Source organism: Thalassomonas actiniarum (assembly GCF_000948975.2).
GTDB lineage: Bacteria > Pseudomonadota > Gammaproteobacteria > Enterobacterales > Alteromonadaceae > Thalassomonas > Thalassomonas actiniarum.
In genome coordinates, this window is record NZ_CP059735.1 from 694787 (window position 1) to 713165 (window position 18379).

Sequence of the window (18379 nt, forward strand, 5' to 3'; positions counted from 1 at the left end):
ACTTAGATCTTTCTTTGGCTCAGGATATGTCGTTTCACCCTCTTATTGTCGGGATATTAATTTTATTGTTGGCCGGCTGCTCGCTGCAAAAAAGCGCCGGGGTCCGTTATCAGGAAAAGTTTGATTTTGGCAGTGTCCGGGCCTATTCCTTTTTGCCCCGGGACTCGGTGGCGAACGAAGAGCAAAACATCAGCGATGTGATGCGTAATAATATTGAGCTGGCGTTAGAGCAGGTGCTGGATGATTCGGGACTTCACTACACTGAGGCCCGCCACTCGGATCTTGTGGTTGCCTATCATCTGATCCAGGGGCAGTCTCATGGGCCATACCAAATCGGTGTAAATCACCAGGCGTTAAAACGTTACAATCTCGGGGTGAAATATTGCGAATATTGCCTGAAATCCGGTTCGGATCCCGGTTCGAGAAAATTGCGGCGACTTGATGTCGGCACTTTGATCCTTGACCTGCTCGACCCCGATAACCAACGCTCGGTGTGGCGCAGTATCTATCCGGTAAAAATTAAAGCCGAAGATAACAGTCGCAAGGTGCAGGAAAAAATCCAGACGGCGATCGCCCTGATGTTGGCACAATACCCGGGAAAATCCGCCTGATTTATCTGGTATGAGGTAAAGTTATGCTCAAATGGTTAACCAGTTTGTTGGTGGTGATTTTTGGTTTTATGGTGATCTTGTTAGCCTTAGGTTACCTGCTAAAAGAAAATGAGGCACAAACCACTGCCCTTAAGCAGGAGCTGGATCAGCAAAGGGCCCGTGCTTTAAAGGAAAAAGCCTTAAAGGAGCAAGCCAGGAAAGCGAACGGGCAGAGAGAAATGTTTGTCCTTGAACCTTATGAGGAAGTTAACCAGCAAGAGGCTGTTGATGATCGCTTGGCAGAAACGGAAGATAAAGCGTATAAAAATACGCCGATATTCGCTTCTATGGCCCGGGTGGCCAGGGAGCATTCAAGCTGCGAATCGGACCAGCAATGCCTGTTATTTAACCTTGACCACAAAGGGGCAGGTTGCTGGTTGTCGGTAAATACCCAGGGGGCGGCGATATTAGCCAAAATATCGGCCTTGCATCCCGGCGGAGTCGGGGCTGACACGCCGGATATCTGTCTGGCGGGCAAAGATATCAAGGCGGTGTGTCGTGATTATCATTGTCGCGAACAAGTCGTTAATCCTGCTTTATAAACGTTTATCTGCTCGGCTATCAAATCGGTGCAAAAGGAAATATGCACTTTGCATCGGCTTAGGGCTATAATAGCGGCCATTGATTTGACTTTAGAATGAAGTAAGCATGAATTTTCCAGACGATGATACCGGCCAGGTACTGGCTGAAATGCACCAGGCGGGCATTGACCTGAGTGTTAGCCATGAGGTGGTTTTTTTCCAGTTATTTGAGCAGCAGGCCCAGGCCAAGGCGATGGCGGATTTTATTAAAGAAACCATGCCACAGGTGAGCGTCAGCCTGCACCCGGATGAAACCCCGAATGTCTGGGATCTTGACTGTACTGTGTCTATGGTGCCTGCCTATGAAGATGTTGTTGCGCGCGAGCAGCAGTTTGAAAGTATTGCTGCCAAGTTTGACGGTTATAACGACGGCTGGGGCATAGAAGCTTAATACTCCTTGCTTCCTGGCTATTGCTTGTTCTTTTTTTCCCCTTTATCCGCCTCTTTTTCAGAGATGTGAAAAGCGGGCAGCGAGACCTGCCAGTAAATGGCCGCCAGGCGCAGGGCCAGGGCGCCGCTAATCGCCAGGATCAAACTGGTATTCTGGCCAAAGGCAAAATAATCCAGCGCCACATATAAACAGCTGCCGAGCATGGCGGCGGTGGCGTATATTTCCTGGCGTAATATCATGGGAATCACATTACACAACACATCCCGGATCATGCCCCCGGCAACACCGGTTAAGGTACCCATCACTATCGCCACCGGCATAGGGGCACTCAGCGATAAGGCTTTTGCCGTCCCCAATACCGCAAATAACGCCAGGCCAAAGGCATCGGCAATCAACAAAAACCGTTTAGGGATACGCTTGGGCCGTCTGACGATCAATATGGTCAGGATAGCGGTAATTAAAATCAGCCAGAGATAAACCGGGTTGGCAACCCAGAATACCGGATAGGCCCCCAAGATCACATCCCTTATGGTACCGCCCCCCACTGCGGTGACCGAGGCCAGCACCACTACCCCGAAAGGATCGAGTTTATAACGCCCGGCCATTAATGCGCCGGAAAGGGCAAACACCACAACCCCGAAAAGATCCAGGTAGTAAAGCAGTTCAGTCATGGGGTTATGCTTAAGGGGTTTTCACCAGCGGTAGCCCGGCTTGTTGCCAGCCTTTGATATCGCCGCTCAGGTGGCGAACACCGGTAAAGCCTTTCTCGATCAATAATGATTCGGCAATGGCTGCCCGTCTGCCGGAGCGGCAATGTACAATAACTTTAGCATCTTTATAGCGGCTTATTTGCGTCATTTTTTCCGCTAAAGTATCGTGGCTGATGTTAACGGCACCGGCGATATGTCCCTGGACAAATTCTTCCTGGCTGCGTACGTCTAAAACGATAAATTCAGGGGCTTTAGGAGCGGCTAACAAACTCATCAGTTGCGCTTGGGAAACCTGCTGGGTTTCAAAGGCAAATACCTGGCTGGAAAGCGTGAATAACAGGGCGATTAAGCCGTGAAGAAAACACTTGGAGCTGTTCATAATAACCTCGGTGCATAAGTAGCAGTTAATTTGTTATTGTGTGATTAAACCTTGGGCATTGCCAGCAGCAAAACGACAGTAAACAACAGGAAAAAGCTGCAGATAACACTTAGCTGTTTTATCCGTTTACCGGCGTGAATAATATCGGCCGGCTCTGGTTGCCTGCCGGGATCATTAAAGGCCGGTCTGCGCAGTTTTTGCTGGTCATAACTGGCTACCCCACCTAATTTTATGCCTAAGGTGAGGGCAAAACAATAAATCAGCAGATCGTTGTTTAACCTGAAAAAATATGGCCTAAGCAAGCGGGTAAATAACACCAGGTTTTTACCCGAGGTAAAGAGCAACAATAATAAAACAAACAGTCTGACCGGCAGCCACTGCAGTATTTTTACCAGCTGATCGGCTGACTGGCCAAAGTGCAGGAAACGCTGTCGTTTGACATTCCAGCTAAAATGCATTTCCAGCAATAGCCGGTAAGCAATGGCGGCAAGTCCTCCGCCGATGAGGAAAAAAAAGCTTACGGTAAAGAGCTGGGCGCAGTGATGCAATAGCTGGCTTTCGATGCAGGCTTTTGCCAGCCCCATAGGGGATAACTGCCGGGTATCCCGTAACAACCAGGGGGTCAGGGTTTCCCGTGCCAGGTATTTTTGTTGTGCTGCCAGGGCTTTGGCCACGCTAAGGCTGGTTTCCCCCAGGCTTAATGAACCTAAGGCGAGATAAAGCAGCAAACCCTGCCACAACCAGGGGACTTCGATAAAGGCCTCAAATAACCATAAAATCACCAGTAAGGGACTCAGGGTAACCAGGATGGCGACCAGGCCGGCAATATGCTGTTGATTTTGGCTGTTGCTGCTGTTATTGACCTTATCCGACAAGCGCTGGCAATAGAAACGAAAATAATGCAGCGGCCGGGGATCCGAGAACCGGGTCACGATGAATTTCACCAGTAACACACTAAAAAGCAATAATACCGAAAAACTAAGGCCGGTTATTTCCGGGAAATTCATCATAGTGACGCCGGGCTCTCCAAGGGTTTAGCCTGTACTCAGGTTGATTTAAAGGTTAAGTTAATGTTTTATCTTTTAACGCATCAAGCATATTCATCACCATTTGCGAAGAATTGACCGAGGCGGTTTCCAGGTAGGCTTCAAAGGAAGTCGGTGATTCTTTACCGGCAATATCCGACATAGAGCGGATCACCACAAAAGGGATATCAAATTGTCGGCAGGTATGGGCGATGGCGGCCCCTTCCATTTCCACCGCCGCCATTTGCGGGAAGTTGGCCCTGGCTTTGGCGATATCCTCTTCGGCGGTCATAAAGGTATCGCCGGTGGTGATCAAGCCGACCAGGGTTTGAATGTCCGTCAGGGATTCAATGCCGGTTTTTGCCGCTTCAACCAGGACAGGGTGCGGGGTATAAGCGGCAGGGTTTGACGGTAACTGGCCTATTTCATAACCGAAAGCCGTCAGGTTAACGTCGTGATAACGTACTTCTGAGCTGATCACTATATCGCCCACTTTCAGGGACTGGTCGAAACCGCCGGCTGAGCCGGTATTGACCACATAATCCGGCTGGAACTTATCAATTAACAACGCGGTGGCCAGGGCGGCGGCAACTTTACCTATACCGGACTGTACGATCACTACGTCTGTGCCGTTAAGTTGTCCCTGGAAAAACTGATAGCCAGCGTGTTCCTCGGTTTGACAGTTGCTTAGTTCGGCTTTTAATATCGCGACTTCTGGCTCCATAGCGCCAATAATGCCTGCTTTCATTTTTAATTCCATCCGGATTATTAAGAGGTTAGTGGCAGAATTATAACTTGGCTGGTTTGAAAAATCTGCTGATTTTCACTGTCGGAGAAAGGCAAAAAATTGACAGCAATCCGGTAAGCTAAATGACCGGATTGCTCAGGGTTAGGTCGGTTTCAGTTAGTGGGGCAGGGCTGCTACCTGTGGCGCCGGTATTTGTCCTGCATGCTGGGCTTTTGCCTGGGCTGCCGCTGAGGTGATCACCCCGGTATTTTTAGGTCTGGCTTTAACCATAGGCGCAGGGATCACCCGGCCGCGCATTTTCGGCATCGGCGCCTGGTTGCCTAAGATGCGGCTGTTAATACAGGCGCGGATCTCATCCAGGCTATAGCTGCCTTTAACCTTGATGCGGATATGGGGGATAGAGGCGGCTTCAAGCGCGCCGCTGACAAACCAGTCTTTTTTCACTTTATAACCTTTGCCCTGGGTATCCACCAGGTCTATGGTGCCGAGCAGCTTCATGCTGTCGCGGTCGCAAATAATAAAGTCCAGGTATTTGTTGGCGGCATTATTGACGGCGGTCTGGCTGGCGCGGTTGGAGACGCCGTTACGGATGGAAACGATATCCGATAACTTAACCCGGTTAATCACCCGGTATTTAGGCCCTAAGGCCTTTTCCACCAGGTTCTGAAAGTTTTTTTCTGCCGGGGTGAAGATCACAGGTTTACTGTCAAAAGGAAAAGGAAAGCTATTGTCGGTTAGTCGGCTGGCTAACATGGCAACAATAACAATAAGGCTGATCATGGCTAATAGGATAAGTTCCATATACATCTCCGGCAATTCAAATTCTTGACGCTTGCTACAGGGTCTACACTTTGTTTATGTATAAGCAGAATTTGTGCCAGAGATCTATAAAAGGGATGATCCCAAAGCAGAAACAGGGTTTCAGGCCTGAGCAGGCCCGTGGCCGCTAGCCGGGATATTTTTGCTCAAGTGCCTGATATAAATCAGCCTGGAAATTGTCGCTTTGGCTGTTGAGGCTGTTTACCAGGGTCGCCAGCACTTCGTTATCTTCTTCGCCGTGCCATACCTTAATATAACTGCCTTCTTTGTAGCCGTGATCCTGACGGAAGAAATTAAGGGTATTCTTGCCAACATATTGACGGAACAACTCGTCGATATCCATATCCATCAAGCGCATACAATCGGCGAGGGCGACAGCGTCAAAGCTTTTGTCGGTGACCGCCGCCGAGGCCAGTTTTTCCAGGGCCAGTTTAAAGTCGGTTTCCGGGCTGCCTTTGATCAGCTCCTGTGCCAGCTCAGTGCTGATGGCAGCAATATCCTTGCCGGACATCAGACGCAGGCTCAGGCCAAAATGAAAAATATCCACCAGTTCCAGTTGTACCTGGGCAACGTCGATTTCCTGGTGTTTCCACCATTTCCAGCCGTGATGATCAAGCATTTCTGCACATTCCACCCAAATCGCCCGGTACCACTCATAATTATTGTTGCGCCAGGTTTTGCTGACGCGGGAATTCATCGCATCCTGCATTGTTAACATTTGACTGATTTGGTGTTCTACCACGGTTATTTCGCTCATGGGGCTCTCTATTGCTTGGCTAAGATTTTCAAGGGGCTTAGTGTGCCGCAGCTGGGCTGAGCTGACAAGGGGAAGTGAGTTTTTGAGGTGATAAAACTTGTGCCCGGGCGCTTATCTTCATGCACAGGGGACAGAAAGTGTTTGCCTGTCCGTTATCCCATAACTGAGTGCTATACTTAGCATTGCTATTTTTGTTAACAGTCAAGTCATGGCTGAGGTTCTTTTGGTATCGGTTGCTGTAGGTTTGTCTCAAGCTATTGATATCAGTAACCGGAGTTTTGCGATATTCGTGATGCACAGCAAACAAGCCATTTTTTTTATTCTCACCCTAACCTTTTCCTTTGTTGCGCAGGCTGAATCCTTATTTGTTTTTCTTCCCACCCAGGTCCGGGCGAAAGTCATGCAACAGCAAATTTCACAAATATGTCCCGAGTTAGAGGTGACGGTTTTCGGACGCGGCAAGGATTTTCGCCGGCAGATCAAAAATACTCCCCCGAGCGCAGTACTTTCCCTTATGCCTATTATCGAACGCCTGGGCTCTTTTGACACGGTATTAAAAGGAGCGAAAAACGGTCAGACACAGGAGAAATACGTGATTGTTTCGGTGGGGCGTCCGTTGAATATGCAGGATATCGCACAGAAAAAAATAGGTGTGGTGGATCTTCTGGGGCGCAAACCCATGGGAGAATATATTGCCGGCATTTTTCCGGTGGCGGTGAAACTTAAAAGGGTCACGAAAACAGAAGATTTACTGCCGCTGCTGACGTTTGGCTCGGTAGAGGCGGTGCTGGTGTCTGAAAGTCATTTCTTACAGTTAAAAGCAAAATCTAACCTGAAACTGGTGGCAAGCTCTTCCAATTTAACCATGAGTCTGGTGAACCTTGCCCTGAGCGGTGTTAACGCTAAAGAAAAACTGCTGAGCTGTATCAGCCGTTTTGACGACAAGATAAATTCCACGCTGGGAGTAGACCAATGGCTGGCGATGTCAAAGTGACGCTATTAAACAGCATGATATTAGAAAAAGCGACATGGTTAAAGTTACTCTTGCTGGTCTTGGTATTGGTAAATACCAAGCTGGCTTTTGCCAATACCGCCTTGGTATTGCGGGCTCCAGGCAATGATTTTAGCGAAGTGGTCAGTGGCATGTCGGATGATCTGGAAGGGGATATCCGTTTTAACGAGTTGGTTGTTGATGCCGGTACCCGGGTTGGCGATGTCGCTAAGCAGATCGAAAAACATCAGCCGAAAGTGATAGTGTTAATCGGTAACAGCTCAGTTAATCTTTATACCAAATATCAGCAGGCATTTCCCGATCGGGAGTTTCCTCCCAGCATTGCCCTGGCCGCTTTATTTGTTGATAAGTTTATTCCCTTTATAAAAAATGCCACGGGTATCCGCTATGAGATCCCCCTGGTGACCAGTGTGGTGAATATGCGTTTGCTGATGAAGAAAGAAATCAAAAAAGTCGGGGTGGTATACCGTAGCTGGATGCAGGATATTTTTGATGAAAATGTTGCTTATTGCCGGGCGGAGGGCATAGAACTTGTCGGGGGAAAATTACCCAATAAAGACCGTAATATGAACCGGAAAATAAAACACCAGTTGCAAGGATTAATCAACCAGGGGGTTGATGTTATCTGGTTGCTTAATGATAACCAACTGATTAACCAAAAGGCGCTGAAAAAAGCCTGGCTGCCTTTGATCACCCGCTCGAAGCTGCCGGTGATCGTCGGTATAAAATCTTTACTGGCCACTAAATTGAATCTGGGATCCTTTGCGATAGTGCCTGATCATTACGGTCTCGGGGTACAGGCGTCATCGGTTTTGCTGGAGATTATGGAGAATAATTGGCGCATAGTTGATCAGCGCATTGAACATCCCTTATCGGTAAAACAAATTGTCAATGTCACTATTCTTAACAAACGCAGCATCCAATATCGGGAAAGCTTATTGTCCCAGGTTGATGATGTGATCAACTAAATCATTTTCTGTCCGCAGGCATCGCTTGTCTGTTCTTGTCTTTTTAAAGCTAAGGGTAATAATTAATACAAATAGTTGAGGGGAAATGTCTTTATGGGTCTCTCAGGGGGGATAACGGTTTTTTGTCTGCGGGCGGTAAAGCTGATGCTTCTTTTGTCATTTTTTTGCTGCTTTACCCGGGGGGAGGCCTTTGAAAGCAAACTTGCACCCGAGCTGCTTCTAGACGGTAAAGCAGATGAAAGCATGAGTTATACCTGGTTAAAGCGGGCCAGGCAACCCTGGCGCCTTTGTGCGATAGTGCCTGTGCTGGATACCTCATATTGGTTTTCCATTAATTATGGTTTAAGCAAACAGGCACGTAAGCTGGGTATAAGTTTGAAGATCTTTCAGATAGGTGCGTTTGCCGGGGATGACAAGCAGCGGGCCTACCTGGATCTGTGTCGCAAGTCGAGTCAGGCCATTATCCTTGGCGGAGTCTATGATCAGTCCGACAAAGGCAAGGTCTTTAATGTGCCGATTATTGCCTTGGGTTACCCGGTAAAAAATGTCTTTATTAATGCCAATGTTATTCCTCAGGCAAGTGAAAGCGGTAAATTGATCGCTGATCACCTTAACCGGCAAGTAAGCGGACAAGCGGCGGCTAAGTTAAAGGTGGGCCTGTTTCCCGGGCCGGAAGCTTCAGCCCTTGCCCAGCAATATCAACAGGGTTTTTTGGCCCAATATCAGAGGGAAAAAATAACTTTACTCGGGATGCATTATACCCGGCATGAATATGAGGAAGTGCAGCAGGCTTTGTCGCATTTTCTCAACCGTAATCTGGATCTGGATGTGCTGGTGACGTCGGGCTATGTCGCGGAAATTGCCAGTGATTTGCTGAAACGTATGTCGCTGGAGGAGGAGGTGGCTTTATTGTCTTTAAACCTGACGGCCCAGGTTTACCGGGAAATGAAACGCGGTACCGTCAGCGGGGCCATTACCGCATCTCCGGTACTTCAAGGCAAGCTTGCCATAGATATGGCGGTAAAGTTATTGGAAAAAAAACTTCATTATCATGAAGTCACTCCTAAACTTAAAATACTCACCCGGGATACCATAGATGATTTTGACTATATTGATGTCTTTGCCCCTTATGGTTACAAAGAAATTTTAGAAGTGAATTAAAACTCAATGAAGCGTTTTAATATCATGTATTTAGTTGCCGTTGCCCTGATGCTGCTGTTAGGCATTTCAACCAGCATCTTCACTTCTTTTAAAGTCCGCGAGGCGGCCGAACAGAGTTGGCTCAATGACGGTTTTCGCCAGGCAGAGCAAATCAGCAATATTTTTATCAGCTGGTTAGACAGGGAAAAAGAAACCTTTAAAGGTATCACTTCACTTTATTATGCAACCGGCGATATCAGCCAGGAAGAATTCGAGGCGGCAATCAAGCTTATCGAACAAACCGAAGATACCATACGCACTTTATCCATTGCCTTTGTTGTCCCCACGGCGAAAGGGGGTAGGGTGGTGGACTTAGCCGCCGGGGGCCAGGAGTTATGGCAGGCCAATTACCCTTTACCCGATATTCCGGAAATAGACGTCACTTTGCAGCGGGCTTTTTTATCGCCGGAGAAAACGATCGTTGGCCCCATTTTTAAAGCGGGGGATGATAACTATAAGGTTATTTTGGGTTTTGCCCTGCAAAGCGGGGTTGCCAGCGGCGTTTTATTATCTACTGTGGATATTTCCAATCTGCTTGACGGCTTGATCGATTTATATGTGCCCGGGGGACTGAACATTTCCCTGTTGCTGGAAAATCAGGAGCTTTTATTGATGCCGCAGCTTAATCCGGTTAACCAGGGAGAGATTAAAGCAGAAAAAGTGTTGCGTATTATGGGGGTTGGCAAGGAATGGTATTTCAACTGGCAAGTGCACGACAGTTATAAAGGCGGTCCCGATATCGTCTTGGCTACGGCTATTATGTTGGGGGGCAGTGTTATCACCTTACTTTTGTCGGCGCTGACCTGGATACAGGCGTTGCAAAACGAACGTATCAGCCAAAAGGTGAACGAAAAGACCGAGCAATTACAAAAAACCCAAACACAATTGATACATGCCGAAAAGATGGCTGCCCTGGGGAGCCTGGTGGCCGGCGTATCCCATGAATTAAATACCCCGATAGGCAATAGCCTGGTGGCATCCTCTTCTTTAAAAGAACGCATGGTGAAGTTAAAGCAGGCATTTGAACAAGGGACATTAAAAAAATCTACCCTGGAAGAGTCACTGCAGCAGGCCATAGATGAAGCCGACCTTATTGAACTGAACATATATAAAGCCACTGAGCTTATCGGCAGTTTTAAACAGGTGTCAACGGATCAGACCAGCGATCGAAAACGTAAGTTTGAATTAAAAAAAGCCCTGGAAGATGTTATCAAAACCATGAGTCCTATGCTGAAACAGAATCACTTGTGTCTTGAGGCGGATATTGAAGCGGATATCGCCATGGACAGTTATCCCGGGCCCCTGGGGCAGGTGATCGCAAATTTTGTCAATAATTCCATGGTGCATGCCTTTGAAAATACCGAAAACGGGAAAATGTCCCTCAAGGCTTATGCGCAGGGAGAGGATAAGGTGAAACTGATTTACAAGGATAATGGCTGCGGTATCGAGCAGGACAGGGTTAACCGGATTTTTGAGCCTTTTTATACCACTAAGCTGGGTAAAGGGGGCAGTGGACTCGGCCTGAATATCGTCTATAACATCATTATTAACGTGCTGGCGGGAGAGATCAGTGTCAGCAGCGAACTAGGCAAGGGGACAACCTTTACCCTGATTTTGCCCCGGATTGCCGCTTAAGCTTGTTTTGATGTGGAGCACTTACCGTGAATCAGGGGGAGGTTAAGGGGATTATGACCTCAAAACAAGAGCCCGCCGGGGAACTCTGACAGCTTATTTCGCCGCCAAGGGATTCGGTGACAATTTTTTTCACGATAAACAGGCCTAAGCCCGAGCCCCCTTCATCGGCTTTACTGGTAAAGTATTTATCAAAAATATGCTCAAGATTTTCATCCCCGATGCCGCGGCCATTATCGGCAACACTTAGATGTAACTTTTCGGCCTGGGTGCTGGCTTTGATCGCCACTTCACCGGCGGTTGTTTCTTCAAAGGCATGGATTAAAGCGTTATTGATCAGGTTGATCAACACCTGGGACAATGCCCCCGCCTGGACATTTAAGCTGATATTTTCCGGGCATTCCACCTTGATCTGATGGGGCATGTGTTTTAATTTTGGCCGCAGAATATGAAGAATATCATGGAGAAAGTTAGCCAGCTCAAGCTTGCTGCTATTTGGATTAAACTCACCGACGACAATTTTTTTAAAGCTGTTAATCAGCTGAATGGCATAATTGAGGTTGGATAAAACGATATCATAGTTTTCTGCGGTGACATCAAGGAATTTGATTAACTTGGATTTAGATAATTTATCACTTTGGATATTAGTGGATATTTCCTGAGTATTATCCGACAAGGTGCTCAGCGCTGTGGTTGAAATGCCCAGCGGAGTGGATAATTCATGGGTAAGTTCACCGATAAGCTCCCCCAGGTGACTCATCTTTTCGCTTTGTGCCAGTTTTTCTTCATTGACGACAGACATTTTTTCCAGGCGGATGTTTTGTTGGCGCATCTGGGCGATCAACTCATCCCGGATGGTCATTAACCGCCTTAATTGCAGGTGGGTTTTTACCCGGGCGCATAACTCTTCATGGCGTATCGGCTTAGTGACATAATCGATAGCCCCCACCTGGAATGCCCGCAAAATGTCGCTGACATCGGCTTTACCGGTAACAAAAATAATCGGAATATCCCTGAGTTCTGTCAGTACCTTTATCCGCCGGCAAGTTTCAAAGCCGTCGATCCCCGGCATCATGACATCCAGCAAGATAAGGTCCGGTAAGTAGACACTGGCAATTTGAATGGCTTTTTCACCTTCCATAGCAAAAGAGACTTCGTATCCTTCCCCTTCCAGGATATGGGTGAGTATATCCAGGTTCTCTTTTTTATCGTCTACCACCAGTACCTTGCTACCAACCGTTAATCCCGGATCATTCATCGCAGCTGATCTCCTCTAATGCTTGCAGCAGGCCGTCCATATCATAATTATCAATAAATTGTATTAAATGCTCGGCTAATACCTGGTTCTCGGGCGATTGTGCGGCAAGTTGAGTTAAAATTTCACGGACATGTGAGCTTCTGTTGAGTTGAGCGGAACCTTTAATATCATCATAGACCGTTTTTTCGATTGAATATTTGTCAAGCGCTACCGGGGGGAGCTCTTCAGCGGGCTCTTCATCGGTGATTTTTTCGCATTTTTCAAAGAGATGGGGGGCAAAAGTCAACAGGCTGTTATACACTTCGCTGAACATAAAGGGCTTGGAGATAAATTGATCAAAGCCTATGCCTATATAATAAGGTACTTCATGGGAAAGGCTGTAGGCTGAAATTGCGATACAATGCAGCTTAGTCAGCATTAGCTCTTCCCGGATGATTTTAATGGCTTCATCACCACGCATGACCGGCATTAAGATATCCATAAACACAATATCAAAATTCTGGCTGCGTAACTTTTCTATGCTGTCTTTACCGTCAACGGCTTCGGTCACATCAACACCGGTTTCAGTCAATAACCCGGTTAAAATATCCCGGTTGGCTTCGACATCATCAACCACTAAAGCATGCACCTTATGGGGCGTTTTCACCCGGACATTTTCTATTTCATCCGATAATTTTTCCACCAGGGCTTCCTGGCTAACGGGCAGGGGGATAGTGAAAAAAAAGCGAGCCCCATGGCCCAATGCCGATTCAACTTCCAGTTTACCCCCCATTAAGTTCACTTGATTGTGAGCGATGGCCAATCCCAGTCCGGTACCGCCTTTTTCAGCGCCTACCTGGCCTTGGGTAAAGGTTGAGAATAAGGTTTTTATTTCACCGCTGCTCATACCGGGACCGGTATCTGTTACCTCAAAACGATAATAATCCGGTTTAGGGGAAGTGATTTGCAGCTTGATTTCCCCCTGGTCGATAAATTTAACCGCATTGCCCAATAAATTAATCAGTACCTGGCGAATTTTCCCCTGATCACCGTAAACCTGCACACTTTGGTTGTTTTCATGGATTAGCTGCCAGCTGATATTTTTTTGTTCGCAGCGAAAGCTAAACATCTGGCTGATATCATCTACTAAGTCGTTTAAATCGAAGGAAATGGTTTTCAGTTCCATTGCCCCCGCTTCAATTTTGGAGATCTCCAGCACATCATTAATAATTTCCATGAGATGATTGCCGGCTTTGCTGATTTTGTTCAGGGTGTCAATTGAGGCTGCTGTGACATCCGGTGCGCGCTGTAGCAGCTGGGTAAAGCCTAAGATGGCGTTCATCGGGGTACGGATTTCATGACTCATGGTGGCTAAAAACTGGCTTTTGGCCTGGCTTGCCTGCTCTGCCGCCTCGGTTGCTTTTTTTAACGCCCGGGTGCGGGCGTCGATTTTAACTTCCAGCTGGCTATTCATCTCGGTCAGGGATTGCTGCAGATTGGTATTGCTGTAGCTGATTTTAATATTATGCATTAGCACCGCGAGCATTTGCGCTTCAAGATCTGAAATTTCTTCCTGGTATTTCAAGGCCAGATAAGTGATCAGTTGATCTTTTTGGTAAAACAATAGCAGGGCATGCTGGTCCCGGATCACCAGGGCACCGGTGTCAACGGCTTCTTGCACCATAGCCGGATAAGGTTCCAGCCATAGTGCCTGATCGGTAATCGATTGGCTGTGCTGAAAAACCTGCGGCACATGATCGCACTCCGACATCAGCATAAATTCAGGGGAGGATTGTGCGTAAATATTCCCGAGCGGCAGCAGATCATCAAGCCGTTCCGTCAGGCGCTGAATAAAAGTATCATGATGGCCAGAAGTGAGCAGGTGCTTGGAGTTTTCGATGATTTTTGCCTGGGCCAGCCGGTAGGTTTCGGCATTGAGTAAATCTTCATAACCCCTTAATGCCGAGATTATCGTGGTACATAACTTATCCCGGGATAACTCGGTTTTGTTTTTGTAATCATTGATATCATAGTTTTGGATGATCTCCTTTTCCGGGGCATAACCGGGCTGGCCGGTGCGCAGCACTATACGGATCAAATGGTTGTTGATCTCGTTGCGTATGTATTTGGCGGTATCAAGCCCGGCGGACAAGGTTTCCATCACCACGTCCAGCAAAGTCAGGGCAATATCCTGGGTATTGGCGAGAATATCCCGGGCTTCTTGGCCGGAATAGGCATGCATAAATTCAAGCGGGCGGTCTTTAAAGATCAGATCTTGCAGGGCGAGTTTAGTGACGTCATGCACCCCGGGTTCATCATCGACGATCAGCACTTTCCAGGGATGAGAACTACAAATTGCCTCGTCATCGTCTTCGTCAGCAAAATTTATAGTGTCGTCAATATCCACATTTGAGGTCTTATTTACCTGAACCGATATCCATAAAGTGTAGTGGAAAAATGATTTATTTGTAGATGTTGCCGACATTAATGCCAGCCCTTGCCCGCTGGCTATATCAGGCGGGAACTTACTTAATTTTAAACTCTGCTGACATTTCTTTACTTAGCATCCGCTAAAATACAGGCAAAGTACCAGGGGGTAAATCTATGATCAATAAAGCTCAATTTTGCGGCTGGCTCAGTATGCTTTGCCTTTTATCCGCCTGCTCCAGCCGCCAGGAAAAGTCGGTGGAGGAAATTTTTGTCACCCAAATCAGGGAAGACAATTCCAAGATGTTTGCTTTTACCCTGAGACAGGAAAAAGCAGCCCGTAGCGACAAAACACGCGACAAAATGGCGACGGGAAAACAGGGAAAAAGAGGAAAAGGTGCCGGCAGGAACAAAAGTGCCGGCAGAGGTGAAAAGCAGGAGCGGGAGAATCCGCTGGCAACGGTTATTCAGCAGAAATTAGAGCAAAGGTTAAACCAGAGCCGGTATTGCACTACCGGCTATCTCGAACTGGAGCGTTATGCCAGTAGGGCAGGCATGACGGTGCGGGGAGAATGTAATGAAAGCGCCACGGCTGATGACAGGCTGCGTTTTCCTAACCGGGTAAATGGGGAGATTTAACATGAAGAAATTAACGGTTAAAGTATCTGCTCTTTTATTATCTGCCCTGCTGGCTTATTTACCTCAGGCGGTGGCAGAGCAACATAAACACAGGGGTAAAGGGCATCACAACCCTAGTGCTGCAGCCCACAAGCATCAGTACCATAAGGTCGGACACAAGGTAAAAGTATTGCCGCCGGGTTATCGCAAGCTGCTGGTGCGGGGCACGCCTTTTTATTTTAACGCCGGGGTTTTTTACCGGACATCGCCGTCGGGTTATGTGGTGGTGAAAGCGCCTCTTGGCGCCAGGGTTACGACTTTAGCGCCGGGTTATGTCAGTTTTACCTTAGGATTAAAGCGTTATTTTCATGTCAATGCCACCTATTACCGAAAGGAAAAAGACAGCTATGTCGTGGTGGAAAAGCCCGAAGGAGCTGATGCCGGGGCAACGGAAATGGCACAGGCAACACAGGTCAATGAGGCCGGCAGTCCTTTAGTGATCTATCCCAATAACGGACAATCGAATCAACAGCGCAAACAGGATAAGTTTGAATGTTACCAGTGGGCGGTGACCGAGTCAGGGTTTGATCCGTTGGAAGCGAAGGAGCTTGCAGGGAACAGCCATTATCAAAAAGCCTATCGCAGCTGTTTGCAGGGGAGAGGTTATACCGTTAATTAACTTCACCCCCGGGTTTCTTTACTTTGTTATTCATTTGCTGGCGGTAGACTTTTTTAACCTGGCTCAGGATCCTGACGCCATCACACATAAAGGAATAACTCTCTCCTTTGTGCATTCAGTGCTTTGTTAGTGTGCTCAGGCTGAGATTAAAATCACCGGTGCTTTACCTGGCACCGGAATTCCTGTCTTTATGGCAGGAGATATATTCATTAATCGCCCAGGCCTGCCAACCTCAAACGAAGTTTCTTTAAAGTTTGTTAGTCATCCGATCAGTAATTAATATTTCTCTAACATAAGTTCGTTAAAAAAGAGTCATTTCCCGTAAGAATTTTGTAATAGTTATTGATGTTAAAGCCTATTAATTATAGCTTACAGCATATTTTTATATAGAAAGACGCTTGTAATGGTCAAGGTATTTGCAATACCATGTAAAACCATAAGAAAAATAATAATTTCAGACGGTGAAAACAAAGTAAAAAAGTTCACCTAAAATTACAACATTTATTCGTTAGGACATCATAATGACAGATCTGCGTCAACAGGCTCTTGATTATCACGCTCACCCCACGCCAGGCAAGATCAGCGTGGAGATCACTACACCAGCAGAAACCAGTATAGATTTAGCCCTCGCCTACAGTCCCGGGGTTGCCGAGCCGGTAAGGGAAATCGCGGAAAATCCTGATGATGTATATAAATACACCGGTAAAGGCAATACCGTTGCGGTTATTTCCAACGGCACCGCCATTCTGGGGTTGGGCAATTTAGGTCCTATGGCCTCTAAGCCGGTGATGGAAGGTAAAGCACTGTTGTTTAAACGTTTTGCCAATATCAACTCTTTTGATATTGAAGTGAAACATAAAACGGTTGAAGATTTTGTGAATACCGTGGCCAATATTGCCGACAGTTTCGGCGGTATCAACCTTGAAGACATCAAGGCGCCTGAATGTTTTGTGATTGAAAAAGCCCTGATTGAAAGATGTAAAATCCCGGTATTTCATGATGACCAGCACGGCACCGCCATAGTTACCTGTGCCGGCATGTTAAATGCACTGGACATCCAGGGCAAAGACATCAAACAGGCCAACATCGTTTGTCTTGGCGCCGGAGCCGCTGCCATTGCCTGTATGGAGCTGTTGATCAAATGTGGTGCCCAGCGTGAAAAAATTTACATGCTCGACACTAAAGGCATTGTCCATACCCGCCGGGATGACTTAAACGAATATAAAAAGCTATTTGCCAATAATACCGATAAGCGCACTTTGGAAGATGCCATTGCCGGTGCCGATGTTTTTGTCGGGGTATCCGGTCCGGATTTATTAACGGCGGAACACCTGAAATTGATGGCGCCTAACCCTGTGGTCTTTGCCTGTTCCAACCCGGATCCGGAAATTAAACCTGAACTGGCGTTGGCCACCCGCGATGATGTGATCATCGCCACCGGCCGTTCCGATTATCCGAATCAGGTGAACAATGTTTTATGTTTCCCGTTTATTTTCCGTGGTGCCTTAGATGTCCGCGCCCGCATTATCAATGATGAAATGAAAATTGCCGCGGTGCATGCCATTAAAGATCTTGCCAAGGAAGAGGTGCCGGCAGAAGTACTGACCGCCAGCGGAGATAAGTCGCTGACCTTTGGTAAGGACTATATTATCCCTAAACCTATGGATTCCAGGTTATGTGCCAAGGTGGCCAAAGCCGTTGCCCAGGCCGCCATTGACTCAGGCGTGGCCGCATTAGAGATGCCGGAAAACTATATGGCTGACTAGTTGCCTGTCTTGTTGAAGAAAACGGCTGTCGGCCAATACCGACAGCCGTTTTTTATGTTCAGGACGAACAGTATTTCGCGGCCTCATGGATGAGGAAGAGCGAAGATTTCAGGACGAACAGTATTTCGCGGCCTCATGGATGAGGAGGTGCGAAGATTTCAGGATAAATGGTCAACATTTTTGTTCCGGACAAATGTTAAGTACCTGCAGCCTTGCAGGCAATGCCATGCCTATATGGATGTGAAAGAGAGGCGGTATTTTCGAGCTAGGGTATTCGTTCATCTTTATAGATGAGAAAGCCTGAGAGTTCTGCCCGGGGGAAATTTACAGTTTTTTACACAAATGCTTTACGTATTTGATTGTTATTGATTTATTTTCTTTACCCCCTTGATATCACTTATTGCATCTGCAATAAGGCATTGTGCTCAAAGAGTAATCGCGTATAATCCCCAGCCTGCTGTAATACCGCATAAATCTTGGCCGCGGTTTTTCTTATATGTTTTAACAAGGATTTTAAAATTGTATAAATACGATAAAGCGAAGATGGTAGATGATCTCAAGCAAATGCGTCTGGACTCAGGTATGAGCCAGAAAGCATTAGGGCAGAGGATCGGCTTAAGCCGGGAAACCATAGTTGCTATCGAAAATAAATACCCGGGGGCAATTGCCACCCTGGAAATGGATACCGTCAAACTCTGGTTCCGGGCCTGTAAAGGTAAAGCGGACCCCTCCATTTTGCTGCGCTTTAAAAACGGACTGATTGCTTTTTTCGGCGTATAA

Annotated in this window: 19 protein-coding genes; 11 read left to right on the forward strand and 8 right to left on the reverse strand. The window is 47.1% G+C overall.

The annotated features are described in order from the left end of the window. Positions 1-26 precede the first annotated feature (26 nt). The 3 genes from SG35_RS03020 (at position 27) to SG35_RS03030 (ending at position 1622) form a co-directional block, all read left to right on the forward strand. The gene (locus SG35_RS03020; RefSeq protein WP_044834979.1) at positions 27-611 is read left to right on the forward strand and encodes a DUF4136 domain-containing protein; all 585 of its coding nucleotides are present in this window, start codon (positions 27-29) and stop codon (positions 609-611) included. A gap of 23 nt (positions 612-634) precedes the next feature. Then, positions 635-1192, forward strand: coding sequence for a hypothetical protein (locus SG35_RS03025; protein WP_044834978.1), 558 nt, complete (start codon positions 635-637; stop codon positions 1190-1192). Positions 1193-1298: 106 nt separating this feature from the next. Then, the gene (locus SG35_RS03030) at positions 1299-1622 is read left to right on the forward strand and encodes a ribonuclease E inhibitor RraB (protein ID WP_044834977.1); all 324 of its coding nucleotides are present in this window, start codon (positions 1299-1301) and stop codon (positions 1620-1622) included. Positions 1623-1639: 17 nt separating this feature from the next. Here SG35_RS03030 and SG35_RS03035 read toward each other — a convergent pair whose 3' ends face one another. The 6 genes from SG35_RS03035 to SG35_RS03060 form a co-directional block, all read right to left on the reverse strand. Then, on the reverse strand, positions 1640-2293 hold the full coding sequence (locus SG35_RS03035; protein ID WP_044834976.1) for a trimeric intracellular cation channel family protein: 654 nt from the start codon (positions 2291-2293) through the stop codon (positions 1640-1642). Positions 2294-2303: 10 nt separating this feature from the next. Then, positions 2304-2711, reverse strand: a complete 408-nt coding sequence (locus SG35_RS03040) for a rhodanese-like domain-containing protein (RefSeq protein ID WP_044834975.1) — start codon at positions 2709-2711, stop codon at positions 2304-2306. A gap of 44 nt (positions 2712-2755) precedes the next feature. Beyond that, positions 2756-3721, reverse strand: a complete 966-nt coding sequence (locus tag SG35_RS03045) for a cobalamin biosynthesis protein (RefSeq protein ID WP_044834974.1) — start codon at positions 3719-3721, stop codon at positions 2756-2758. Positions 3722-3773: 52 nt separating this feature from the next. Next, positions 3774-4484 (reverse strand): 5'-methylthioadenosine/S-adenosylhomocysteine nucleosidase, encoded by a 711-nt coding sequence (gene mtnN, locus SG35_RS03050; protein ID WP_044834973.1) that lies wholly within the window; start codon positions 4482-4484, stop codon positions 3774-3776. A 156-nt stretch (positions 4485-4640) separates the two neighbouring features. After that, complete coding sequence (locus SG35_RS03055) at positions 4641-5285, reverse strand: DUF2726 domain-containing protein (RefSeq protein WP_044834972.1); 645 nt, start codon at positions 5283-5285, stop codon at positions 4641-4643. Positions 5286-5430: 145 nt separating this feature from the next. After that, positions 5431-6060, reverse strand: coding sequence for a dUTP diphosphatase (locus SG35_RS03060; protein ID WP_420794552.1), 630 nt, complete (start codon positions 6058-6060; stop codon positions 5431-5433). 208 nt (positions 6061-6268) lie between these two features. Here SG35_RS03060 and SG35_RS03065 point away from each other — a divergent pair, with 208 nt between their 5' ends. The 4 genes from SG35_RS03065 to SG35_RS03080 all read left to right on the forward strand — a co-directional run bounded on the left by SG35_RS03065 (position 6269) and on the right by SG35_RS03080 (position 10875). Beyond that, positions 6269-7054 carry a hypothetical protein gene (locus SG35_RS03065; RefSeq protein WP_044834971.1) on the forward strand — a complete coding sequence of 262 codons (786 nt, stop codon included), beginning with the start codon at positions 6269-6271 and terminating at the stop codon, positions 7052-7054. Next, positions 7033-8040, forward strand: coding sequence for an ABC transporter substrate binding protein (locus SG35_RS03070; protein WP_044834970.1), 1008 nt, complete (start codon positions 7033-7035; stop codon positions 8038-8040). Before SG35_RS03065 ends, SG35_RS03070 begins: the two co-directional genes overlap by 22 nt. A 144-nt stretch (positions 8041-8184) precedes the next feature. Further along, entirely contained in the window at positions 8185-9201 is a 1017-nt protein-coding gene (gene torT / locus SG35_RS03075) for a TMAO reductase system periplasmic protein TorT (RefSeq protein ID WP_160298349.1), read from the forward strand. A 6-nt stretch (positions 9202-9207) separates the two neighbouring features. Then, entirely contained in the window at positions 9208-10875 is a 1668-nt protein-coding gene (locus SG35_RS03080; protein WP_053043315.1) for a sensor histidine kinase, read from the forward strand. 31 nt (positions 10876-10906) lie between these two features. Here SG35_RS03080 and SG35_RS03085 read toward each other — a convergent pair whose 3' ends face one another. Continuing rightward, entirely contained in the window at positions 10907-12130 is a 1224-nt protein-coding gene (locus tag SG35_RS03085) for a sensor histidine kinase (RefSeq protein ID WP_044834968.1), read from the reverse strand. Continuing rightward, on the reverse strand, positions 12123-14594 hold the full coding sequence (locus SG35_RS03090) for a response regulator (protein ID WP_084692917.1): 2472 nt from the start codon (positions 14592-14594) through the stop codon (positions 12123-12125). The genes SG35_RS03085 and SG35_RS03090 overlap by 8 nt, the downstream gene beginning before the upstream one ends. Before the next feature lie 119 nt (positions 14595-14713). Between SG35_RS03090 and SG35_RS03095 the strand changes: the two genes are divergently transcribed. The 4 genes from SG35_RS03095 (at position 14714) to SG35_RS03110 (ending at position 18379) form a co-directional block, all read left to right on the forward strand. Beyond that, positions 14714-15175 (forward strand): hypothetical protein, encoded by a 462-nt coding sequence (locus SG35_RS03095; protein WP_044834966.1) that lies wholly within the window; start codon positions 14714-14716, stop codon positions 15173-15175. 1 nt (position 15176) lies between these two features. Next, the gene (locus tag SG35_RS03100) at positions 15177-15833 is read left to right on the forward strand and encodes a DUF6515 family protein (protein WP_044834965.1); all 657 of its coding nucleotides are present in this window, start codon (positions 15177-15179) and stop codon (positions 15831-15833) included. Positions 15834-16354: 521 nt separating this feature from the next. Next, positions 16355-17599, forward strand: a complete 1245-nt coding sequence (locus SG35_RS03105) for a malic enzyme-like NAD(P)-binding protein (RefSeq protein ID WP_044834964.1) — start codon at positions 16355-16357, stop codon at positions 17597-17599. 519 nt (positions 17600-18118) lie between these two features. Continuing rightward, complete coding sequence (locus SG35_RS03110; RefSeq protein WP_053043314.1) at positions 18119-18379, forward strand: helix-turn-helix transcriptional regulator; 261 nt, start codon at positions 18119-18121, stop codon at positions 18377-18379.